Raw genomic sequence first — 17,090 nt, 5'->3', positions numbered from 1 at the left:
CGTCTAGCCGGCTATGGGGAATGGACGCAGGTCATCGCGCGCTACGGGGTCGCCTTGAGAATATTATTTCCGTTGCCGTAAAAGAATCTCGCCCGTGGGGGCATGGTCGACCGAAAGGTTGAAAAGCAGGGCCAGCTTTGCGGCGAGTTTTTCCGGATCATCAAGGCGGAATCGACCGGATACCTTCAAGGCGGCAACTTCGCTGTCCATCAATCGGATAGCCATGCGGCGCTGGTTCGACAGCGCCAGCACGTCACCCAGCGGCGTCGCGGTGAATTCGCGGATATCCGGCACGGGAACCACGTCGCCAGGCGCTGCACCGCTGACAGGAGAAACCGGCACCGTCGGCTGGCTCAACGGCTCGCCGAACGAAACACTCTCCCCGGCGACGAGACGCCTCACGGACGGAGTCTTGTTCGAGGTCCGCGGCATGGCGACATCGATCTTCCCTTGCAGCAAACGCACGGTCACGCGATCGCGATGCGACAGGCTCACGTCAAAGACGGTGCCCCGCGCCGTGATACTCCCGCGTCCAGCGAGAACGATGAAGGGGCGCGCTTCATGCGCGACCTCGAACCGGGAGCGACCGCGCTCAAGGCGCAAACCTCGCTGCTTGGCCGTGAAAAGAATCCTGAGCGCGCTTTCCGGCTCCAGCGTTACCTTGGAGCCGTCCGGCAGCGTCTGGGTCAAAACCTGGCCCTCGCGGGTGACGAGCAGCGTCGAACTGCTCGCGGTGGCAACCGCCGGCTTGGTTGCGTCATCCGATCCAAAGAAGTGGACAGCGGAAGCGCTGGCCAGGGCGACCGCCGCGATAGCTAGCGAGACCAGGATCGGGCTTCGCCTTGAACCGCTGCCAGGCTGGCTTTCCTGATCGTCCTTCAGGAACTTGCCCATCGCATAGATCTCGCCGGCGCGATTATAGAACGCCCGGTGCAGCGCCCCTCGAGCCAGCCATGCCTCAAACGCGGGCTTGTGCTTTTCGGCTTCCGGACCGCGCATTCGGCCAAACCACCGGGTGGCTTCGCCCATGAGGCCGTCATCATCCGGTGCGTCGTGAGAATCTTGATCGCTCATCTTATATTCAGTGCTTTTCCAATCCGGAAAATCGCTTCTCCGATGTGCCATTCCACAGTTCGCGTGCTAATGCCAAGCTGGCCTGCAATGACCTTGACGCTCAATTCCTCCACTCGGTGTAAGAGAAATACCTCTCTCGTCCTAGGCGGCAACGCATCCACCGCCGCACGATATAAATCCTGCATCTGACTTACTTCGATCGCATGGGCCTGATCGGGTTCCATGGCCGGCTCGACGCCCTCCATCGATACCAATCCGGGCTGCCGCCGACGTTTCCGATTTCGGTCGATAAGAAAATTGCGCAGGATGCGCTTGAAATAGCCCTGGGGATCGCGAAGCTCGGCGATGGAACGCCCCGCCGCCATGCGCATGAAGACTTCCTGCACGAGGTCTTCAGGGTCTTCCAGGCCCCGAAAGCGAAATTTAAAATAGCGAGCCAGTCGAGGCGCCTCGGTGCGATACACGGCTTCAAGATCGCGGCTCTCGCCGACGATCTCTTCGCCACGATCTTCGATATGGGAGGACATCGGATCACACGGGAATCGCGACGTGACCGGTTGCAGCCGGGGAAAACGGAAAATAGGTGATAGTCACGGGCAGGCCATCCGGAGATGCCGGCAATTGCCTCTGCTCTCGCGTGACCTGAATGGACGCGCGCCCGTGATGCCTGGCAGGTTCATTCCACAGCGACGGCGCCGGCTAATCTACGCGCTGCCCATCAAATGTGCATCACATCCGGCGCGTTCGCAACCATGTCTTTGATCAACGCCTCAGGCGCGGCCTCGCCCGGTGAGCTCGATCAGTTCCTCCACGCATTCGTCAAGCAGGCGAAGGCCGCTCGCCGACAGATCGACATTGACCCGCCGCCCATCCCGGGGATCGGGATGTCTCGTCAACAGCCCGCACTCGACGAGCCGATTAATCGTGAACAGCGCCGTGCGGCTCGGGACGTTGGTCGCGCCACAGAGGCTGGTGAGCGAGATCGGGCGATGCTCGTCGCGAAGATAGAGATCCAGCATCATATCGAGCGCGGGCATGGAAAACAGGTCACGCCCCAATCGATCGCCGACATGACGAACCACACGCACGATCAATCGCGCAAAGGCGATGCGATCCATTTCCACGGGTGGGCGAGGAGAACCCGCGTCCGCCATCAGCGTACGCGCCTTGTCTCTGTTGTAGCGGGGTGGCCCCTGGCCCCCCGATCGATGACATATTGTGCAACGCGACGACCGGCGAGAGCACTCGATACGCCGGCGCGCCGGCGTATCAATGTCCCTGCCATGGATTGCCTCCTGCGCCAACGATCAGCCTCGCAGCGGACCGGGCGCCGAGATTGTAAAAAATTCAGAAAATCAGAGAAAAAACCAAATCGGATCCAAAAGGTTCGATGCTGTTGCTGCCCACAAAAGCCGGTGGGGAGGAAGAGGTGAAGAGGCATAGCTGTTCTTCGTCGACGAGATTCCCTCAAAATGCATTCAAATCGCGATCTTGTTCTTCAGTCAGCCGCAATCAATCTCGTGAAGGCCCTCGGCGGAGTATGGCGTGACGGCGGCGCTATGTGCCGATGTCCTGCGCACGACGATATAAATCCGAGCCTCTCCGTGCGGATCGGCGAGCGGAGCCTGTTGTTCAAATGTTTCGCGGGCTGTCCGGCCACCGAGATATTGCGGGCGATCCGCCGACTTCATTTCAATATTCCATCGATCGCGCCCGTGCCGCCCATGACTCCCATCCACGCGACATCACCGATGAGTGAGCGCGCACGTCAAATCTGGGAGGGCGCGGATGCGCTGCCAGACACGCTGGGAGCTCGCTACTTGCGCTCGCGCGCCCTCGCGATTCAGACCCCTGCCTTGCGTTACAATCCGCGCACGCCTCTGGGGCGAGGCAAGAGCGTCCGTTTTCGCGGCGCCATCATCGCCCCGATCACCGAGGGACCAAGGCTTGTCGCGATCCAGCGTATCTTTCTTGACCCGTCCACCGGGACCCTTGCCGCCGATCTCGAAAAACCAAAACTGACGCTCGGCCGCCCTATGGCCGGCGCGGTTCGCCTCGCCCCTGCGCACACAATTCTGGGCCTCGCCGAGGGCGTTGAAACGGCGCTCTCAGCCATGGTCCTCCTTGGAATTCCCGTGTGGGCGTCCCTTGGTAGCGAACGCCTCTCCCGGATCCGCGTGCCCGACGCGATCGAACACCTCATAGTCCTTCCGGATGCGGACAGGGCTGGCCGGGCAGGCGCGCATCTTGCGGAGCAGGTTCATGCCCGTCCCGGGCGTTCCGTCGTGACCCGATTTCCCTGCTTTGGTCTGAACGACTGGAACGACGTTTTGCGGCGATTGGCCGCGAACGGCGACCGCCATCTGTCCCACGTCGCCTGACCCGATGCGGTCCGGATTTCCACGCCAGCATTCCGGGATGGAGTCTCGGCGAGAAGGTGGGCGGATAGGAAATCGTCATCACCGGTCCGGCCGAGCGCGGCTGGAGGGAGGGGGAAGGGGCCCGATGCGGATTGCGGCCTGATGGTCAGGACGCTCCGCGACCGGAGTACCATCATGCAATATCCAATCATCTACGCGCTCGCCGTCAATTGCTCGGTGTCGCCGCTCAACGTCCGCAAGCATAGCAATGCGGAGGCCGACGGCGAACTCGCTGCCAATTTGGGCGAGACCGGTGTCGTCCTGCAGAATCTCATCGGCGTCGCGGTCAAGCGCAAGAAGGACCATTTCAGCATCATCGGCGGTGGCCGGCGGCTGCGCGCGGTTCACGAACAGATCGCGCAAGGGAAGCTGCCTGCGGATTTTCAGGTTCCCGTGATGGTGACGGCGAACGAGAAGGACGCCATCGAGATGAGCCTCACCGAAAATTACTATAATCTGGCGATGAACCCGGCGGACGCCTGCGAGGCGTTCCGCAACATGATTGACCAGGAAGGCAAGTCGGTCGAGCAGGTCGCCAAGCGCCTCGGCCTGACCAAGCGTTTCGTCGAAGGCCGCCTGCGCCTCGCCAATCTCGCCGAGCCGATCTTCGAGGCGCTCCGCCGCGAGGAGATCACGCTCGACATCGCCATTGCCTATGCAAGCACGTCGGACACGCAGCGGCAGGCGAGCGTCTTCGAGGAACTCGGCGACAGCTATCATGCGGGCAATGTGGGCGAGATCCGGCGGCGCCTCGCCGCGGGCTCTTACAAGGGCGCCGATCCCAAGGCGGTCTTCGTCGGCCGCGAGGATTATCAGGCTGCTGGTGGCCGCATCGACGGCGACCTCTTCTCGAATACCGAGACCGAAACCTGGATCGATGGTGATATCCTCGAACGGCTTGCCGAGGAAAAGCTTGTCGCTGCCGCCGTCGCCATTCGCGATCGCGAGGGCTTCGCCGAGGTTCGTGCCGTTCCGGCGGGCCGCGTCCCCTATATGGAAACCTGTCAGCTCGATCATCTCGACGGCGAGCCCGTGCCGCTGAGCGAGGATGCTGTTGCCCGAAAGGCCGTGATCGAGACCGAGGTCGCGGACATCGAAAAGGCCGCCGCGGAAGCCGGCGACTATAGCGAAGAGCAATATGAGCGTCTCGAGGTGCTGAACGAAGAGCTTGAAGCCCTTGAGGATACCGGCGTGCTCATCACCGACGAGCAGCGTGCCGCGGCGATCGCCTATGTGGTCATCGGCAGCGACGGCCAGCCGCTCCTCCATGAGCAGCTTTATGTCGAGCCCGACGCCGACGAGGAAGCCGGCGATGAAGACGACGGCGATGCGGATGGCGATGACGAAGACGCTCGCGACGATGCTGAGGCGGACGACGAGAAGGACGAGGTCAAATACAGCGCACGGCTCAGCGATGAGCTCGCGATGATGAAGACCGAGCTTCTCGCGCTCCATGTCGCCAGCGATCCGCATTTCGCGCTGGACCTCGGAACGTTCATCATGGTCGAAAATGCGACGCGAACCTATGGCAGCTACGGCATGCCGAGCGAGCTTCGCGCGAACGCGCCGCATCCCAGGGTCGCAAACTTCGAAAGCGGCATGCCCGCCGCCGAAGCCTGGACGAAGCTCGATGCCGCGCTCGATCGCAGCTGGATCAACCACAAGGAGATGGAAGAGCGCTATGACGCCTTCTGCGCGCTCGACGACGAGGTACGGGCCGCCTGGCTTGGCTGGGCCGTGGCGCGGACGCTCCATTCGGTGCCCGATGGCGCGGCTGGCAGCGGTTTCCTCAACCATCTCGGCGCCAAGCTCGGCATCGATGTCGCGTCTTGGTGGAGGCCGACCGCGCGCAACTTCTTCGACCGCATCACCAGGCCCGCGATCCTGAAGCTCTTCGAGGCGATCGGCGGCCGCGAACTCGCGAGCCGCTATACCGCATCGCGGAAATATGACCTTGCCGTCTCGGCCGAGAAGCTGTTTGCCGGGTCGATCATCGTCGACAATGAGGTCAAGGACCGGGCGCTTTCCTGGCTCCCCGGTGCGATGCGCTTCGTGCCAGAGGTGGATCAGGTCGACGTCGAAACGTCCGAGAATTCGGGCGACGATCTGGATGCGCGCGCCCAACAGGACGACGAGGCGCTGCCCGAGGCCGCCTGACGGGCGTTCGTCCAGGGGCCGCGGCGTTGCTGCGGCCCCATCTCGCCAAAACTCGCGCCCTGCCTCGCCTTGCCCCGACCAAATGGAAAATCTCACCCGTCGCCTACGACCGGCGGAGCGAGGGGGCTCGGGGACGCGGAGCCGTTCCTGACCAGGAGAGTCCCATGCAAGCTTCCGACCGTTCCGGGCTCACGTCCGATCCATCCGCGCACGCCGATCCCGAAGATCCACGCGCTGCGATCCTGCTCGCCGTGGCCCGTGCGATCGCCGCGCGCCTCGCCGCCAAGGGCGCGATCAGCCGTCAGGCCATCAAGTCGCTCATGACCGAAGCCCATGGTGCGAGCGACGCTGCCGGCACATGGTCGATGCGTGATGGCTATGATGCGCTCGAAGTTGCCCAGATCCTCTTGCTGCTGAACCCGGATGGCCCGCTGTCCGCCTCCGCGACCCTCCCGGCGCGACTTCGTGCGCTCGAAGATGTTTCGCAGGCGCTGCCTACCCAGACTTATCGCAGCGAGCAGCAAGTCGATCTGCAGCAATTCTCGACGCCGCTTCCGCTCGCATGGCTGGTCGGTGTTGCCGCTGCCATGACCGCCGACGACATTGTGCTCGAACCTTCCGCAGGCACCGGTATGCTCGCGGTCCATGCGCGGCGCGCCGACGCAGCGCTCCTTCTCAACGAGCGCGATCCGGCGCGCGCTGACCTGCTTGCGGCCATCTTCGGTCAGTCCGTCTCGCGGCACGACGCCGAATTCATCGACGATAGGATCGACCCCGCATGCCGACCCACGGTCGTGCTCATCAATCCTCCCTTCGGCCGAAGCGAAGGGCGCGGGCTGGATCGCCATGCCGGGGCCCGGCACCTCCGATCCGCGCTTTTGCGGCTCGTCCCGGGTGGCCGCTGCGTCGCTATCATGCCGCCCTCGTTCGCGCCCGAGGGTGCCGGTGCGAGGAGCTATCAATCCGCCTGCGAGATCGCGGTGCCGCGTGTCGAAATCATGCTGGAGGGGAGACCATTTGCACGGCACGGTACGTCGATCACCATCCGCCTCTGCATTTTCGACAAGGGCTGGACCGGCGCCACCGAGCGGCACCCCGCCGGGAACTTCGCCGAAGCACTCACGATTCTCTCCGGCTTGCCGCCACGCCTTCCCGTCAATCCTCCTGAACCCGACCCCGGACCTGCGGGCGCGTTGATCGCATCATCCCCCGCGCCCGTCCGGTCGCGGCCGCTTCTGGGTGGCCTCGCCGATGTTCGGCGTCTCGCGGCCCCACCGGTTCCCGTCACCATCGACGCCACACCGCAGCCGCTTGCCTATGAGATACTCGACCGGGTCCCGGCCGCGGAGGATCCGATTGGTATCTATGTCCCCTGGCGGCTCACGCGCATCGCCTTTCCTGCTCCCAATCCGCATCCCGACCAATTGGTCGAATCGGTAGCGATGTCCTCGATCCTGCCGCCGGTGCCGCATTACCGGCCGCTTCTTCCCGCATCGGCGGTCGCGGCGCTCTCCGACGCACAGCGCGAGACCGTGATCTATGCGGGCCAGGCCTTCGAGCGCGATCTTCCAGGCCGTCACGCGCCGGACGCGGCGGGAACCACGCTGCGTCCGGAAGCAGACGGCCAAATCTATCGCATGGGCTATATGATCGGTGACGGCACCGGCGTCGGCAAGGGCCAACAGCTCGCGGCCTGCATTCTCGACCGCTGGTGCCGGGGCCACCGCAAGGCGCTCTGGATCTCGAAGAGCGCCGCGCTGATCGAGGATGCACGCCGCGACTGGTTGGCGCTCGGCGGTCTCCCGATCGATATCCAGCCGCTCGATGCCTTCCCGCTCGGATCGGACATTCCGATGCAGAGCGGCATCCTGTTCGTCACTTATGCGACCCTTCGTTCGCAGCGCGACGACGGGTCATCGCGGCTTCAGCAAATCCTGCGCTGGCTCGGCGCCGACTTCGAGGGGCTGCTTGCCTTCGACGAGGCGCACGAGCTCGCCAATGCCGCCGGCACCGAGACCATTCACGGAACGCAGAAAGGATCCGAGCAGGGGCTTGCCGGCGTGCGGCTCCAGAACCTGCTGCCGCGCGCCTGCGTCCTCTATAATTCCGCGACCGGCGCCACCGATCCAGCTAACCTCTGCTACGCGACCCGCCTCGGTCTCTGGGGGCAGGGGACCGCCTTCGAAACCCGCGAGGCCTTCATGGCCGCGATCGCCAGCGGCGGCATCGCCGCGATGGAAATCGTCGCGCGTGATCTCAAGGCGCTCGGACTCTACACCGCGCGCTCGCTCACCTTCCGCGGCGTCGAATATGCGCCGCTCGAACATGTTCTGACCGATGATCAGATTCGTGTCTATGACGCCTATGCCGACGCCTGGAGTATCATCCACCGCCGGCTCGACGATGTGCTCGAAGCGACCAACATCGTCGACCGCATGACGGGGCGATCGCTCAACGCCCAGGCGAAGGGGGCAGCGCTCTCACGCTTCGAAAGCGCCAAACAGCGCTTCTTCGGCCAGGTGCTGATCGCGATGAAGCTGCCGACGCTCATCGACGCGATCGAGCATCACCTGGCCCTCGATCATCATGTCGTGATCCAGCTCGTCACCACCGCCGAGGCGATGCTCGAACGCCGCCTTTCCGGCCTCTCCGCCGACGAGCGCGCTGACCTTGCGATCGAGCTCACGCCGCGCGACGATATGATCGAATATTTGAAGACCGCCTTTCCGACGCGCCAGCTACGGGTCTTCAAGGGCGCGGACGGGGAAGCCCGATCCGAGGTCATTGTCGATGAGGCCGGCCATCCGGTCCATTCGCAGGAAGCCCTGCGCGCTCGCGATGAACTGATCGAACAGCTCTGCGCGATGCCGGCCATTCCGAGTGCGCTTGATGCGATCATTTCCCGCTTCGGCACCGAGCGGGTGGCCGAGGTCACTGGACGCAGTCGGCGGCTGTTGACCGATATCGCCGGCCGCCAGCGGATCGAACGGCGAACCGCACGCAGCAATATCGCCGAGGCCGACGCCTTCATGGCCGGCGGGAAGCAGATTCTCATATTTTCCGACGCGGGCGGGACGGGGCGAAGCTATCATGCCGACCGCAAATGCCCGACCGCAGACCGCCGCCGGGCCCACTTCCTGCTCGAGCCGGGATGGCGGGCGTCGAACGCGATCCAGGGGCTCGGTCGCTCCAACCGCACCGACCAGCAAAGCGCGCCGATCTTCATTCCGGCCGCGACCAATTGCTGGGGAGAACGGCGTTTCATCAGCACGATCGCGCGCCGGCTGGACAGTCTCGGCGCGCTCACGCGCGGCCAGCGCCAGGCCGGCGGCCAGAATCTCTTCGACCCCAGCGACAATCTCGAAAGCGACTATGCCAAGGATGCGCTGCAGCAATGGTACAGGCTCCTTCATCGCGGCAAGCTCAAGAGCACGTCGCTCGCCGAATATGTCGCGATGACGGGTCTCAAGCTCGTCAATGAGGACAGCGGCGAATTGCTCGACAAGCTGCCGCCGATCCAGCGCTGGCTGAACCGCCTGCTCGCGCTGCGCATCGCCACGCAGAATGCGATCTTCGAGGAATATTTCGGGCTCATCCAGGCCCGCATCCAGGTCGCGCGCGAAGCCGGCACGCTCGATGTCGGCGTCGAGACGATCCTTGCCGACGAGATGCGCGTCGTCGACGAACAATTGCTGCGCTGCGATCCCGTAACCGGCGCCGAAACCAAGCTCTGCCGGATCGAACTGAGGCGCCGCCGCCGCGTCACCGCGCTCAGAGCCCTGCTCGAGCAATGGCGGGATTGCGCCGAGATCCAGTTCCTCCGCAACGGGCGGTCGGGCCGCGTTGCGATCCGGGTACCGTCCTGGTCGATCCTCGACGACGAAGGCCGGTCGATCCGGATTTGGGAACTCATTCGGCCGACCGGCTCGGATCGCATCCGCGAAGCGAAGCTCGCGGGCAGCCAGTGGCGCCGCATCAGGAAGGCGGAATTTACCCGCCTCTGGGAGGCGGAATGCGACGCGGCGGCGCACGAAATCGAGACCAGCAACATCAATGTCGCGACGGGCCTATTGCTGCCGGTGTGGAACAAGCTGCCCGACGATGATGTCCGGGTGTGGCGCATCGCCGACACCAGCGGCAGTGCAATCCTCGGGCGGATCGTCTCGCCTGCCGGCTTCGAACGCCTGGCGGCCGCCTTTGGGATCAGCATGGCGATCAGCCTCACGCCGGCGGAAATCGTCAGCGCGGCCCGCTCGTCCGAAGGGGCCGCGATCCCCGGGCTCGAACCGGCACGTCTTCGCCGCTCCATGGTCAATGACGAACCACGGCTTGAGATCGTGAGCTTCCCGCCCGATGCCCGCGCCCGGCTCAAGGCTTTGGGCTGCTTTACCGAGATCATCGCCTACAAGACGCGGATATTCGTCCCGCCGAAAGAGGCCGAAGCGATCGTTGCGGCCATCGCTGGCAACGAAGAGCTGCGGGCCGCTGCCTGACGGAGCCCGGTGCCATCCGGAGCCACGATCTTCATCAACAAGAGCCGATCGAACCACGTCTTCTTGGCAGCGGAAGGAAAGGGGGAGGCGTGGGGCAGGCCTTTGCGGGTCGCAGTCCAACGACGAGGTTCACCATGTCCGACACCCAAGCATCAACTTTCGCGCCGCAGCTCTACAGCCAGGCAAGCCATGATGAGCGCGGTAATTTCCACTATCAGGGCGACTTTTACCGGCAGGCTGAGCCATTGCCTGAGCTCGCCGATCGCATCCGCGTGCATCTAGCCGCGCATTTTCCCGATATGAACATCGCGGTCACTACCGAGAAATATGCGGGCGGACGCAAGGTGACCGCAGAGATACTCAACGCGCCCGACGATCTTTCCGGCCGCGAGGCGCAGGAAACCATGATCGTCAGGGTCCGCGACCAGATGGAGCGGTTCGGCTTCACGCGTTCCAATTTCTACCAGGACTTCCACAACTGTTCATTCTTTGCCGACGTGCGGATCGGCCGCGCCTATTGGTCCGCACTCGCGCGCCGTCGCGGCGCGCAAAATCCCGTCGAGCCGCTGGTGACGCTCGCGCACTTTCGAAAATCGCTGAAAATTGACCAGCAACTCAAGCTCGTCGCCGCGCCCAAAGGGCATCGTGCACTTGGCACCACGCGCACGATCACCGCCGTCCGCTCGAAGGACGTCATTCTCGACGGCGCATCCTATCTGGAATTCCCGCGCGCCGCTGATTTCGCCTGCGAAGGGATACGCGTGCGTATCGCGATTGGCTCGGAATATGAGCCCGATGCCCACCTCCTTTACGAATGGCTGCTCGCCGTAGCCGCCTGAGGACCAGCTCGGGGCATTACCGGGCGCTGGATCGCCCAAGGTCAGCCGACATCCATCGCGGCGGCGACAATCGCCGGGCCGCTGACGGCATCTGAACGGGCTCCATGTTGGGGAGAGGAGAGGGGAGTGTGCAGGGGCGGGGCAGCGCGGTGCTGTTCCAAGTCCCCAATCCAGGAGACCCCTTCCATGAATATGATGGCTCCCGCCACGCGCCCTGCGCAGGCACCCTATAAGGTTGATATCAGCCGCGGCCGCAACATCGGCCGTGTCTCGTCAGAATGGTTCTCGCGGCCCGAGGACGAGCGCTTCCTATCGCTTCCCGACCTCTATGGGCGCGTGCGGGCCCGCGCAGGGGCTGCCACGACGCGCATCGTCGAGAGCCGCGCGGTTCGCGTGGTCGCGCGCAGCGACGAGCCCGAACGCCTGACGCTCGTCGTTCCCGGCCGCGAAGATCCCGTCGCGCCGACCAACTGGTCCTTCGGCCAGCTCTGCAGTCTGGTCGGTGCGCCCGCCTCCTATCTGCGCACGCTCCCGGCCGCGCTCGCCGGGATCAACATGCAGCACGGACTGATCGATCATCGCGGCGAGCAGGTGAAGCTTCTTGAAACCAGCGATGGCCGGACCGAACTACGCGCTGTTACGGGCCCCGATTATGGCCGCATCTGGGACCATGAGCTCGTGGCGGCCGTCATGCGCCTCGCGGGTAATGGAACGGGCGACACCCGGTGGAAAGTGCCCGGCGTTCTCGACTGGACGACGATGCATTATAACCCCTATGTCGACGTCTCGCGCGATACGACGACACTCTATGCCTCCGATCGCGACGTCTTCCTGTTCCTCGTCGACGACACCCACCCGATCGAGGCGGGCAAACTCCCAAATGGCGACCCGGACCTCTTCTTCCGGGGCTTTTACTGCTGGAACTCGGAAGTCGGCTCCAAGACGCTGGGAATCGCGACCTTCTACCTTCGCGCAGTCTGCATGAACCGAAATCTCTGGGGCGTCGAGAATTTCCAGGAGATCAACATCCGCCACTCCAAATTCGCCGCCAATCGCTTCGCGCATCAAGCCGAGCCGGCCCTGGCCCAATTCGCCGACTCCTCGCCCGCCCGGTTCATCGACGGCATCAAGACGGCACGCGAGCGGATCGTCGCGCGCAACGACGAGGATCGCGCCACCTTCCTGCGCAATCGCGGTTTCTCGAAATCGGATACGCAGCGGATCATCGCGAGTGTGCTCGACGAGGAAGGGCATCCGCCGGCCTCGCTCTATGATTTCGTGAACGGCATCACCGCGGTCGCCCGGACCAGGTCGCACCAAGACAACCGCCTTGAACTCGAAACCAAGGCCAGGAGCCTGCTGCAACGCGCCAATTGATGGCCGCCCGCTCCGCCGTCCCATCGGTGAGGCACAATTTCATCACAATCCAAGGAGAATTTTATGTCCTTATCGAACCTCGACACGGCCGACGCCGACACGCTCGCGCCGATCCTGCTCGCCGCCATCCAGCGGCTTGGCCAGCTTGGCCGGACGGGCGCGCTCGCGCTCGCGAAACTGGTCGAGGAGGGCGACGCCGACTTCGACGAAGCCGCATCCTGGATCACCGACATCGCTGGCGGCGGGCTCCAGGATTAGCGCGCCCGCCTCTCCATGAACCCCATCAAGGCCCGGCCCAGCGCCGGGCTTTTTCGTTTTTCGAGGAATTCCATCATGGTCACCACATCCGCCCGTCACACCTATGAGGTGCGCGTCGAATATTTCAGCGGCGGCGAGTCCTTCGCGGTTGATACGCTCCAGGTCGAGCAGCCCCTTGGCGGCGATATCGAGACGGCCGCCGCGGCCGCCGCCGAGGCGAGCCCTTATTTCAACGGTCGCATCCCCGATCTCTCCTACGCGATGACGATCGCCCCGCTCGATCCGGGCGATCCCGAGCCGCCACCCGCAGGTGCGCGCGAGAAGCCGGTCTGCGCCCATTGCGGCTCTGACCAGCTCTTGCGCGACGCCGCGGTACGCTGGGATGTCAACGCACAGGACTGGTCGATCTCGGGCATCTATGATTGCACGACCTGCGATATCTGCAGCGCGGAGAGCGACGATCTCGCCCGCTGGGTTCCCGCCGATCATGTCACGCCGCTGGAGCGCTTCACGCGCGACCTGGCCGTGGTGCTCGACAAGCCCGATCTCGCCGATGATTTCGATTTCGTGCAATTCTGCCTGAACAATTTCCGGGACATGTCCGTGTCCGATGCCAAAGCTGCGTGGAGGGCGTTCGACCGGCCCGCCCCATGACCGAGCAGGCGTTCGACCCGGCGGACCCGGCGGCCTGGCTTGCGCGCGGAGGTCTTCCGGCGACGGGTTTCACGATGCCATGCGGGCGCAGCCTCGTCCCCGAACGGATCGTTTTGAACCGCAATCATCTGCGCGCCGAAATGACGATCCTACTGCGCGACTTCGCCGCGGCCCTCCGCAACCTCTGAACCTCGGAGATCAATGCCATGGAAACCGGACTCTTTCTGGTACTGAGCACTGCGCATATACGCTGCGCGACCGCAGAGCTTTTCAATAACTGGGCCGATCTCTCTCCCGCGCGCCAGCCGCTCGGCGTGGCGCCGACCCAATATGGCTGGTTCCTTCCGACCCGCGTTGACACCGGGCAAGCCGCGCGACATCTGCCCAAGGAGATACCCGCGATCCTGGCGCTCGGCCGCGCGCATGGCTGCGACTATGTTCTCCTCGATTGCGACGGCCCCACCGAGCCTAGCTTGCCGACCTTTCCCTGGTAGCGGCACGGCGGAGCGGAGGGGGCGGGGAAGAGCGCATCGGCAGCGATGCATCTTTCCAACCCACGAGGTCTCCATGCTCCGACACCCGTTCAAGGCGATTACCGCCTTCATCCACCGCACCGCACGTGCCTACCGGGCGGCCTTCGCCGGCGAACCTTCGGCGCATGACCGCGAGACGGACCTGAAGCGACGCTATCGTGCGGCGGTCGCCGCGCTCCCCGAGGATCAGCGCGCCGTTTTCACGATGCACCGCGTTCACGATCACACCATCGCCGATATCGCCGACCGGTTGGATCTGCCCACCGCCGAGGTCGAAGCCCTTCTCGCGGCCGCCCTGCTCGCGATCGCCACGGCGCTCGATGGCGATTGAGCGCCCGTTCGCGCCGCGCCCGCAACTGGATTTCGCCATGCAGACCCTGTCTCCCCTGCGCGCCCGGCTCGCCTCGTTCGAGCATGCCTATGTCCTGGCGACTAGGCTTCGCCACACGACCGGCTGCCGCCAATATGTCGTGCGCACCGACGACCCGATCCAGCCGGTCCATGTGACCTCAACCCCGCCCGACACGTCCGGGCGGATTCTCGCGTGGATTTTCTGATGGCGCGGCGTCGCGCACCGGTCCTCGCCGCCTGGGGCGCCGGCGTCGACTCGACGGCGATGATCGTCGAGCTCGTCGCACGCGGCGAGCCGCCCGATGCCGTGCTGATGGCGGACACCGGAAGCGAGCGCCCTGAAACCGATCGCTTCGTGCCGCTGTTCCGCACCTGGATGGACGAACATGGCGTCGAAAATCATGTCGTGCGCTATGAGCCGCAGCGCTTCCGTCACTGGCCCCCTTATCATTCGCTGCTCGAAAATCTGCTCACCAACGGGACGCTCCCCTCGATCAGCTTCGGGCGCCACAGCTGCTCGGTCAAATGGAAAATCGCCCCGCAGGACCGCTGGGCGGAGAGCTGGCCGCCGGCGCGCGCCGCCTGGGCGCGGGGCGAGCGGGTCACGAAGCTCATCGGTTACGATTGCTCACCGGCCGATACGCGGCGCTACGCCGATCGCGAGGGTTATGACGATCCGCGCTTCGCGTTCCGCTACCCCTTGCGCGAATGGGGATGGACGCGCGCCGACTGCATCGCGCGCATTCGGCTCGAGGGGCTGCCGGTGCCGGTCAAATCCTCCTGTTTCTTCTGCGCCGCCATGAAGCCCGACGAGGTGCGCTCCTTGCCGGCCGATTATCTGCGGCTGGTCATCCTCGTCGAAGCGCGCGCGCATCCTCGCCTCAGAAATGTGGACGGGCTCTGGCGCAAGCCCGTGAAGGGTTGTCGCGGTTCCGAACCGCGCCCGGGGTCGATGACGCAGTTCATCCGCGACGAAGGGCTGCTCGCGCCCGATATCATCGATCGGATCACGGCCGCGGCGCCTGCCAACCTCGTCTCCTTCCAGGACGCCGCCGCCCGCGTCGATCTTGTGGAGCGACCGACGATGCACGACTGGCTCTCCCGTTTCCACGCCGGCGATTTCGGCGAGGCGGCTTGAACTGGAATGAGCCTCTGCGGCTATTTCCCGTTCGGCTCGGTCGTCGGGAGGGAAAGGGGGAGGGGATGGGCGCGGCAATGTTGCTGCTTTTCGGAGACCGCTCATGACCCTTCCCTCGACGATCTGCGCCCAAGTCAGTCAGGACGCGCTCACCAAGGTGACGCGGCTGTTCAACGGAACGGTCGATGACGTTCTGGGCGAACTGCTGCAAAATGCGCGGCGTGCAGGCGCTACTCGCGTCGAAATCGAAACGGCGCAAATGACCGATGGCCAGCGCGTGCTCCGGGTCCGCGATGACGGGCGCGGGATCGGCGACCCCTCGGCTTTGCTCACCCTTGGCCAATCCGACTGGGACGAGGCGACGCGCCACCGCGAGGATCCAGCCGGGATGGGCGTGTTCAGCCTTGCGGGCAAGCGCGTCCAGATCCGCTCCTTCACGCAGGAGACGGGCGGCTGGCGTATCGTTGTTCCATCGGGGGCCTGGGAAAACGGTATGGCCATCAGCGTCGAACCTGCGGGGATCGACCATGGCACCGAAATCACCATCGACATGCCGGAGACCTGGAATGACGGGATCGGCGCAGCGTCCGCCCGTGCGGCACTCTATTATCCGCTGCCGGTCGCGTTCAACGAGGTCATGCTCGCGCAATCCGATTTCCTCGCCGAGGCTGTCCATGTCGAGAAATGGAACGGCTGCCGGATCGGCATCTTCAAGGACCGCGGCTCGCCTCACTTCGGCGATCGCCGGGTCAATTTTCATGGACTGACGGTCGCGCGATCGATGCCCCACGTCGCCGAGATCGCCAAGGGAAGTTGTTGGACCGTCCGCATCGACATCCTCGATGCGCCTGATCTCCAACTTGTGCTGCCCGCGCGGAAGGAGTTCGTGGCGAACAAGGCGCTTGCGGACCTCGACATCGCCTGTACCCGCGCCATCTACCGGGCAATCGCGCTCCAGCCCGAACACCGGCTCGCTTTCAAGCATTGGGCAGCGGCAAGGAAACTCGGCGTGCCCCTGCCCGAAGCTGCGCGCTGGCTCGATGGCTGGTCGCCCAGCTTGGCCGACTATCGCGTCGGCAGGCCGATCGATGCGATCGTGCGCGGCGAGCCCATGATTATTGTGCCCCATCATGAACCCGATATCGAGCAGAGCGCGGCACCTGCGCTGACGGACCGGAAAACGCTCGGTGGGCGCGCCGTCTGCGAGGAGCAGGCTTTCCAGGGCTACGCCTGGTACGACGCCCTGCCGCGCGTGGTTGCGCTTCGCTTCCATTTCCAGCGGAGCGGGGTTGATGTCTGCGTGGACGGCGTAGCTGTCGAGCCGAGCATCGACACCGGGATGGTGTCGGACCTTCGGCTGGAAGCGACGATCGCCACGCCGAGCGTGCCGGACGCGCGCGAGCGCCTCTGCTGCAAGCCCCTCGATATACTCGTCCGCTCGGTCGATTGCTTCGGCATCGACGATGCATCGATCTTCATCGACGAGACGGCATCCGTCGAACCCGGCCGCCTCACCGACATACTTGAGGCCTGTCTCTTCAGCCCGAGCGATGATCGCGACTGCGACAGCTGCGAAACACAGCGCGACCGATTTCGACAGGATGCGCGTTTCGTGGCAACCAATTTGTTGCTCGGCGGGGATGCAGCCCTCCGCGATCAGATCGCGTGCGCGCTCGCTGCGGAAATCGCCTGGCTGGTTCCCGCCGGAAAATCCCTGACCGCGACGATCACTGGCCGCGATATCGACGTGAGCATCGTGTCGGCGCCAGAACAACAGGCCTGAGCGGGGCTCCCCT

General features: G+C 64.5%; 16 protein-coding genes. 13 read left to right on the top strand and 3 right to left on the bottom strand.

Annotated elements, in window-relative coordinates; all coding sequences use genetic code 11:
• Window positions 1–63 precede the first annotated feature (63 nt).
• The 3 genes from AC3WS4_RS22475 to AC3WS4_RS22465 form a co-directional block, all read right to left on the bottom strand.
• Window positions 64–1,074, bottom strand: coding sequence for a FecR family protein (locus AC3WS4_RS22475; RefSeq protein ID WP_492740491.1), 1,011 nt, complete (start codon window positions 1,072–1,074; stop codon window positions 64–66).
• Window positions 1,071–1,601 (bottom strand): RNA polymerase sigma factor, encoded by a 531-nt coding sequence (locus AC3WS4_RS22470; RefSeq protein WP_492740490.1) that lies wholly within the window; start codon window positions 1,599–1,601, stop codon window positions 1,071–1,073. The genes AC3WS4_RS22475 and AC3WS4_RS22470 overlap by 4 nt, the downstream gene beginning before the upstream one ends.
• Window positions 1,602–1,844: 243 nt before the next feature.
• Window positions 1,845–2,192, bottom strand: coding sequence for a MarR family winged helix-turn-helix transcriptional regulator (locus AC3WS4_RS22465; protein WP_492742989.1), 348 nt, complete (start codon window positions 2,190–2,192; stop codon window positions 1,845–1,847).
• Between the two features lie 354 nt (window positions 2,193–2,546).
• Here AC3WS4_RS22465 and AC3WS4_RS22460 point away from each other — a divergent pair, with 354 nt between their 5' ends.
• The 13 genes from AC3WS4_RS22460 to AC3WS4_RS22400 all read left to right on the top strand — a co-directional run bounded on the left by AC3WS4_RS22460 (window position 2,547) and on the right by AC3WS4_RS22400 (window position 17,077).
• The gene (locus tag AC3WS4_RS22460; RefSeq protein ID WP_492740488.1) at window positions 2,547–3,455 is read left to right on the top strand and encodes a DUF7146 domain-containing protein; all 909 of its coding nucleotides are present in this window, start codon (window positions 2,547–2,549) and stop codon (window positions 3,453–3,455) included.
• A 174-nt stretch (window positions 3,456–3,629) separates the two neighbouring features.
• Window positions 3,630–5,651 (top strand): ParB/RepB/Spo0J family partition protein, encoded by a 2,022-nt coding sequence (locus tag AC3WS4_RS22455; RefSeq protein ID WP_492740487.1) that lies wholly within the window; start codon window positions 3,630–3,632, stop codon window positions 5,649–5,651.
• Between the two features lie 164 nt (window positions 5,652–5,815).
• Entirely contained in the window at window positions 5,816–10,144 is a 4,329-nt protein-coding gene (locus tag AC3WS4_RS22450) for a strawberry notch-like NTP hydrolase domain-containing protein (protein ID WP_492740486.1), read from the top strand.
• A 134-nt stretch (window positions 10,145–10,278) separates the two neighbouring features.
• Complete coding sequence (locus AC3WS4_RS22445; protein WP_492740485.1) at window positions 10,279–10,983, top strand: hypothetical protein; 705 nt, start codon at window positions 10,279–10,281, stop codon at window positions 10,981–10,983.
• 186 nt (window positions 10,984–11,169) lie between these two features.
• Complete coding sequence (locus tag AC3WS4_RS22440) at window positions 11,170–12,360, top strand: DUF932 domain-containing protein (protein WP_492740484.1); 1,191 nt, start codon at window positions 11,170–11,172, stop codon at window positions 12,358–12,360.
• A 63-nt stretch (window positions 12,361–12,423) separates the two neighbouring features.
• Entirely contained in the window at window positions 12,424–12,618 is a 195-nt protein-coding gene (locus tag AC3WS4_RS22435; RefSeq protein WP_492740483.1) for a hypothetical protein, read from the top strand.
• Between the two features lie 75 nt (window positions 12,619–12,693).
• Window positions 12,694–13,272, top strand: coding sequence for a hypothetical protein (locus tag AC3WS4_RS22430; RefSeq protein WP_492740482.1), 579 nt, complete (start codon window positions 12,694–12,696; stop codon window positions 13,270–13,272).
• Window positions 13,269–13,460: a hypothetical protein gene (locus AC3WS4_RS22425; protein WP_492740481.1), complete on the top strand. Its 192-nt coding sequence runs from the start codon at window positions 13,269–13,271 to the stop codon at window positions 13,458–13,460. The genes AC3WS4_RS22430 and AC3WS4_RS22425 overlap by 4 nt, the downstream gene beginning before the upstream one ends.
• Window positions 13,461–13,478: 18 nt before the next feature.
• Window positions 13,479–13,766, top strand: a complete 288-nt coding sequence (locus AC3WS4_RS22420; protein WP_492740480.1) for a DUF5983 family protein — start codon at window positions 13,479–13,481, stop codon at window positions 13,764–13,766.
• Window positions 13,767–13,839: 73 nt separating this feature from the next.
• Window positions 13,840–14,136 carry a sigma factor-like helix-turn-helix DNA-binding protein gene (locus tag AC3WS4_RS22415; RefSeq protein ID WP_492740479.1) on the top strand — a complete coding sequence of 99 codons (297 nt, stop codon included), beginning with the start codon at window positions 13,840–13,842 and terminating at the stop codon, window positions 14,134–14,136.
• The gene (locus tag AC3WS4_RS22410) at window positions 14,126–14,362 is read left to right on the top strand and encodes a hypothetical protein (RefSeq protein WP_492742987.1); all 237 of its coding nucleotides are present in this window, start codon (window positions 14,126–14,128) and stop codon (window positions 14,360–14,362) included. Before AC3WS4_RS22415 ends, AC3WS4_RS22410 begins: the two co-directional genes overlap by 11 nt.
• On the top strand, window positions 14,362–15,294 hold the full coding sequence (locus tag AC3WS4_RS22405; protein WP_492740477.1) for a hypothetical protein: 933 nt from the start codon (window positions 14,362–14,364) through the stop codon (window positions 15,292–15,294). Before AC3WS4_RS22410 ends, AC3WS4_RS22405 begins: the two co-directional genes overlap by 1 nt.
• A gap of 157 nt (window positions 15,295–15,451) precedes the next feature.
• Window positions 15,452–17,077 (top strand): ATP-binding protein, encoded by a 1,626-nt coding sequence (locus AC3WS4_RS22400; protein WP_492740476.1) that lies wholly within the window; start codon window positions 15,452–15,454, stop codon window positions 17,075–17,077.
• The last annotated feature ends 13 nt before the right edge of the window (window positions 17,078–17,090 follow it).

This window comes from Sphingopyxis sp. EU05-FHT14B03 (assembly GCF_058790875.1).
Note: the sequence above shows the minus strand (reverse complement) of the source record. Positions and strands in the feature narration are given on the sequence as shown.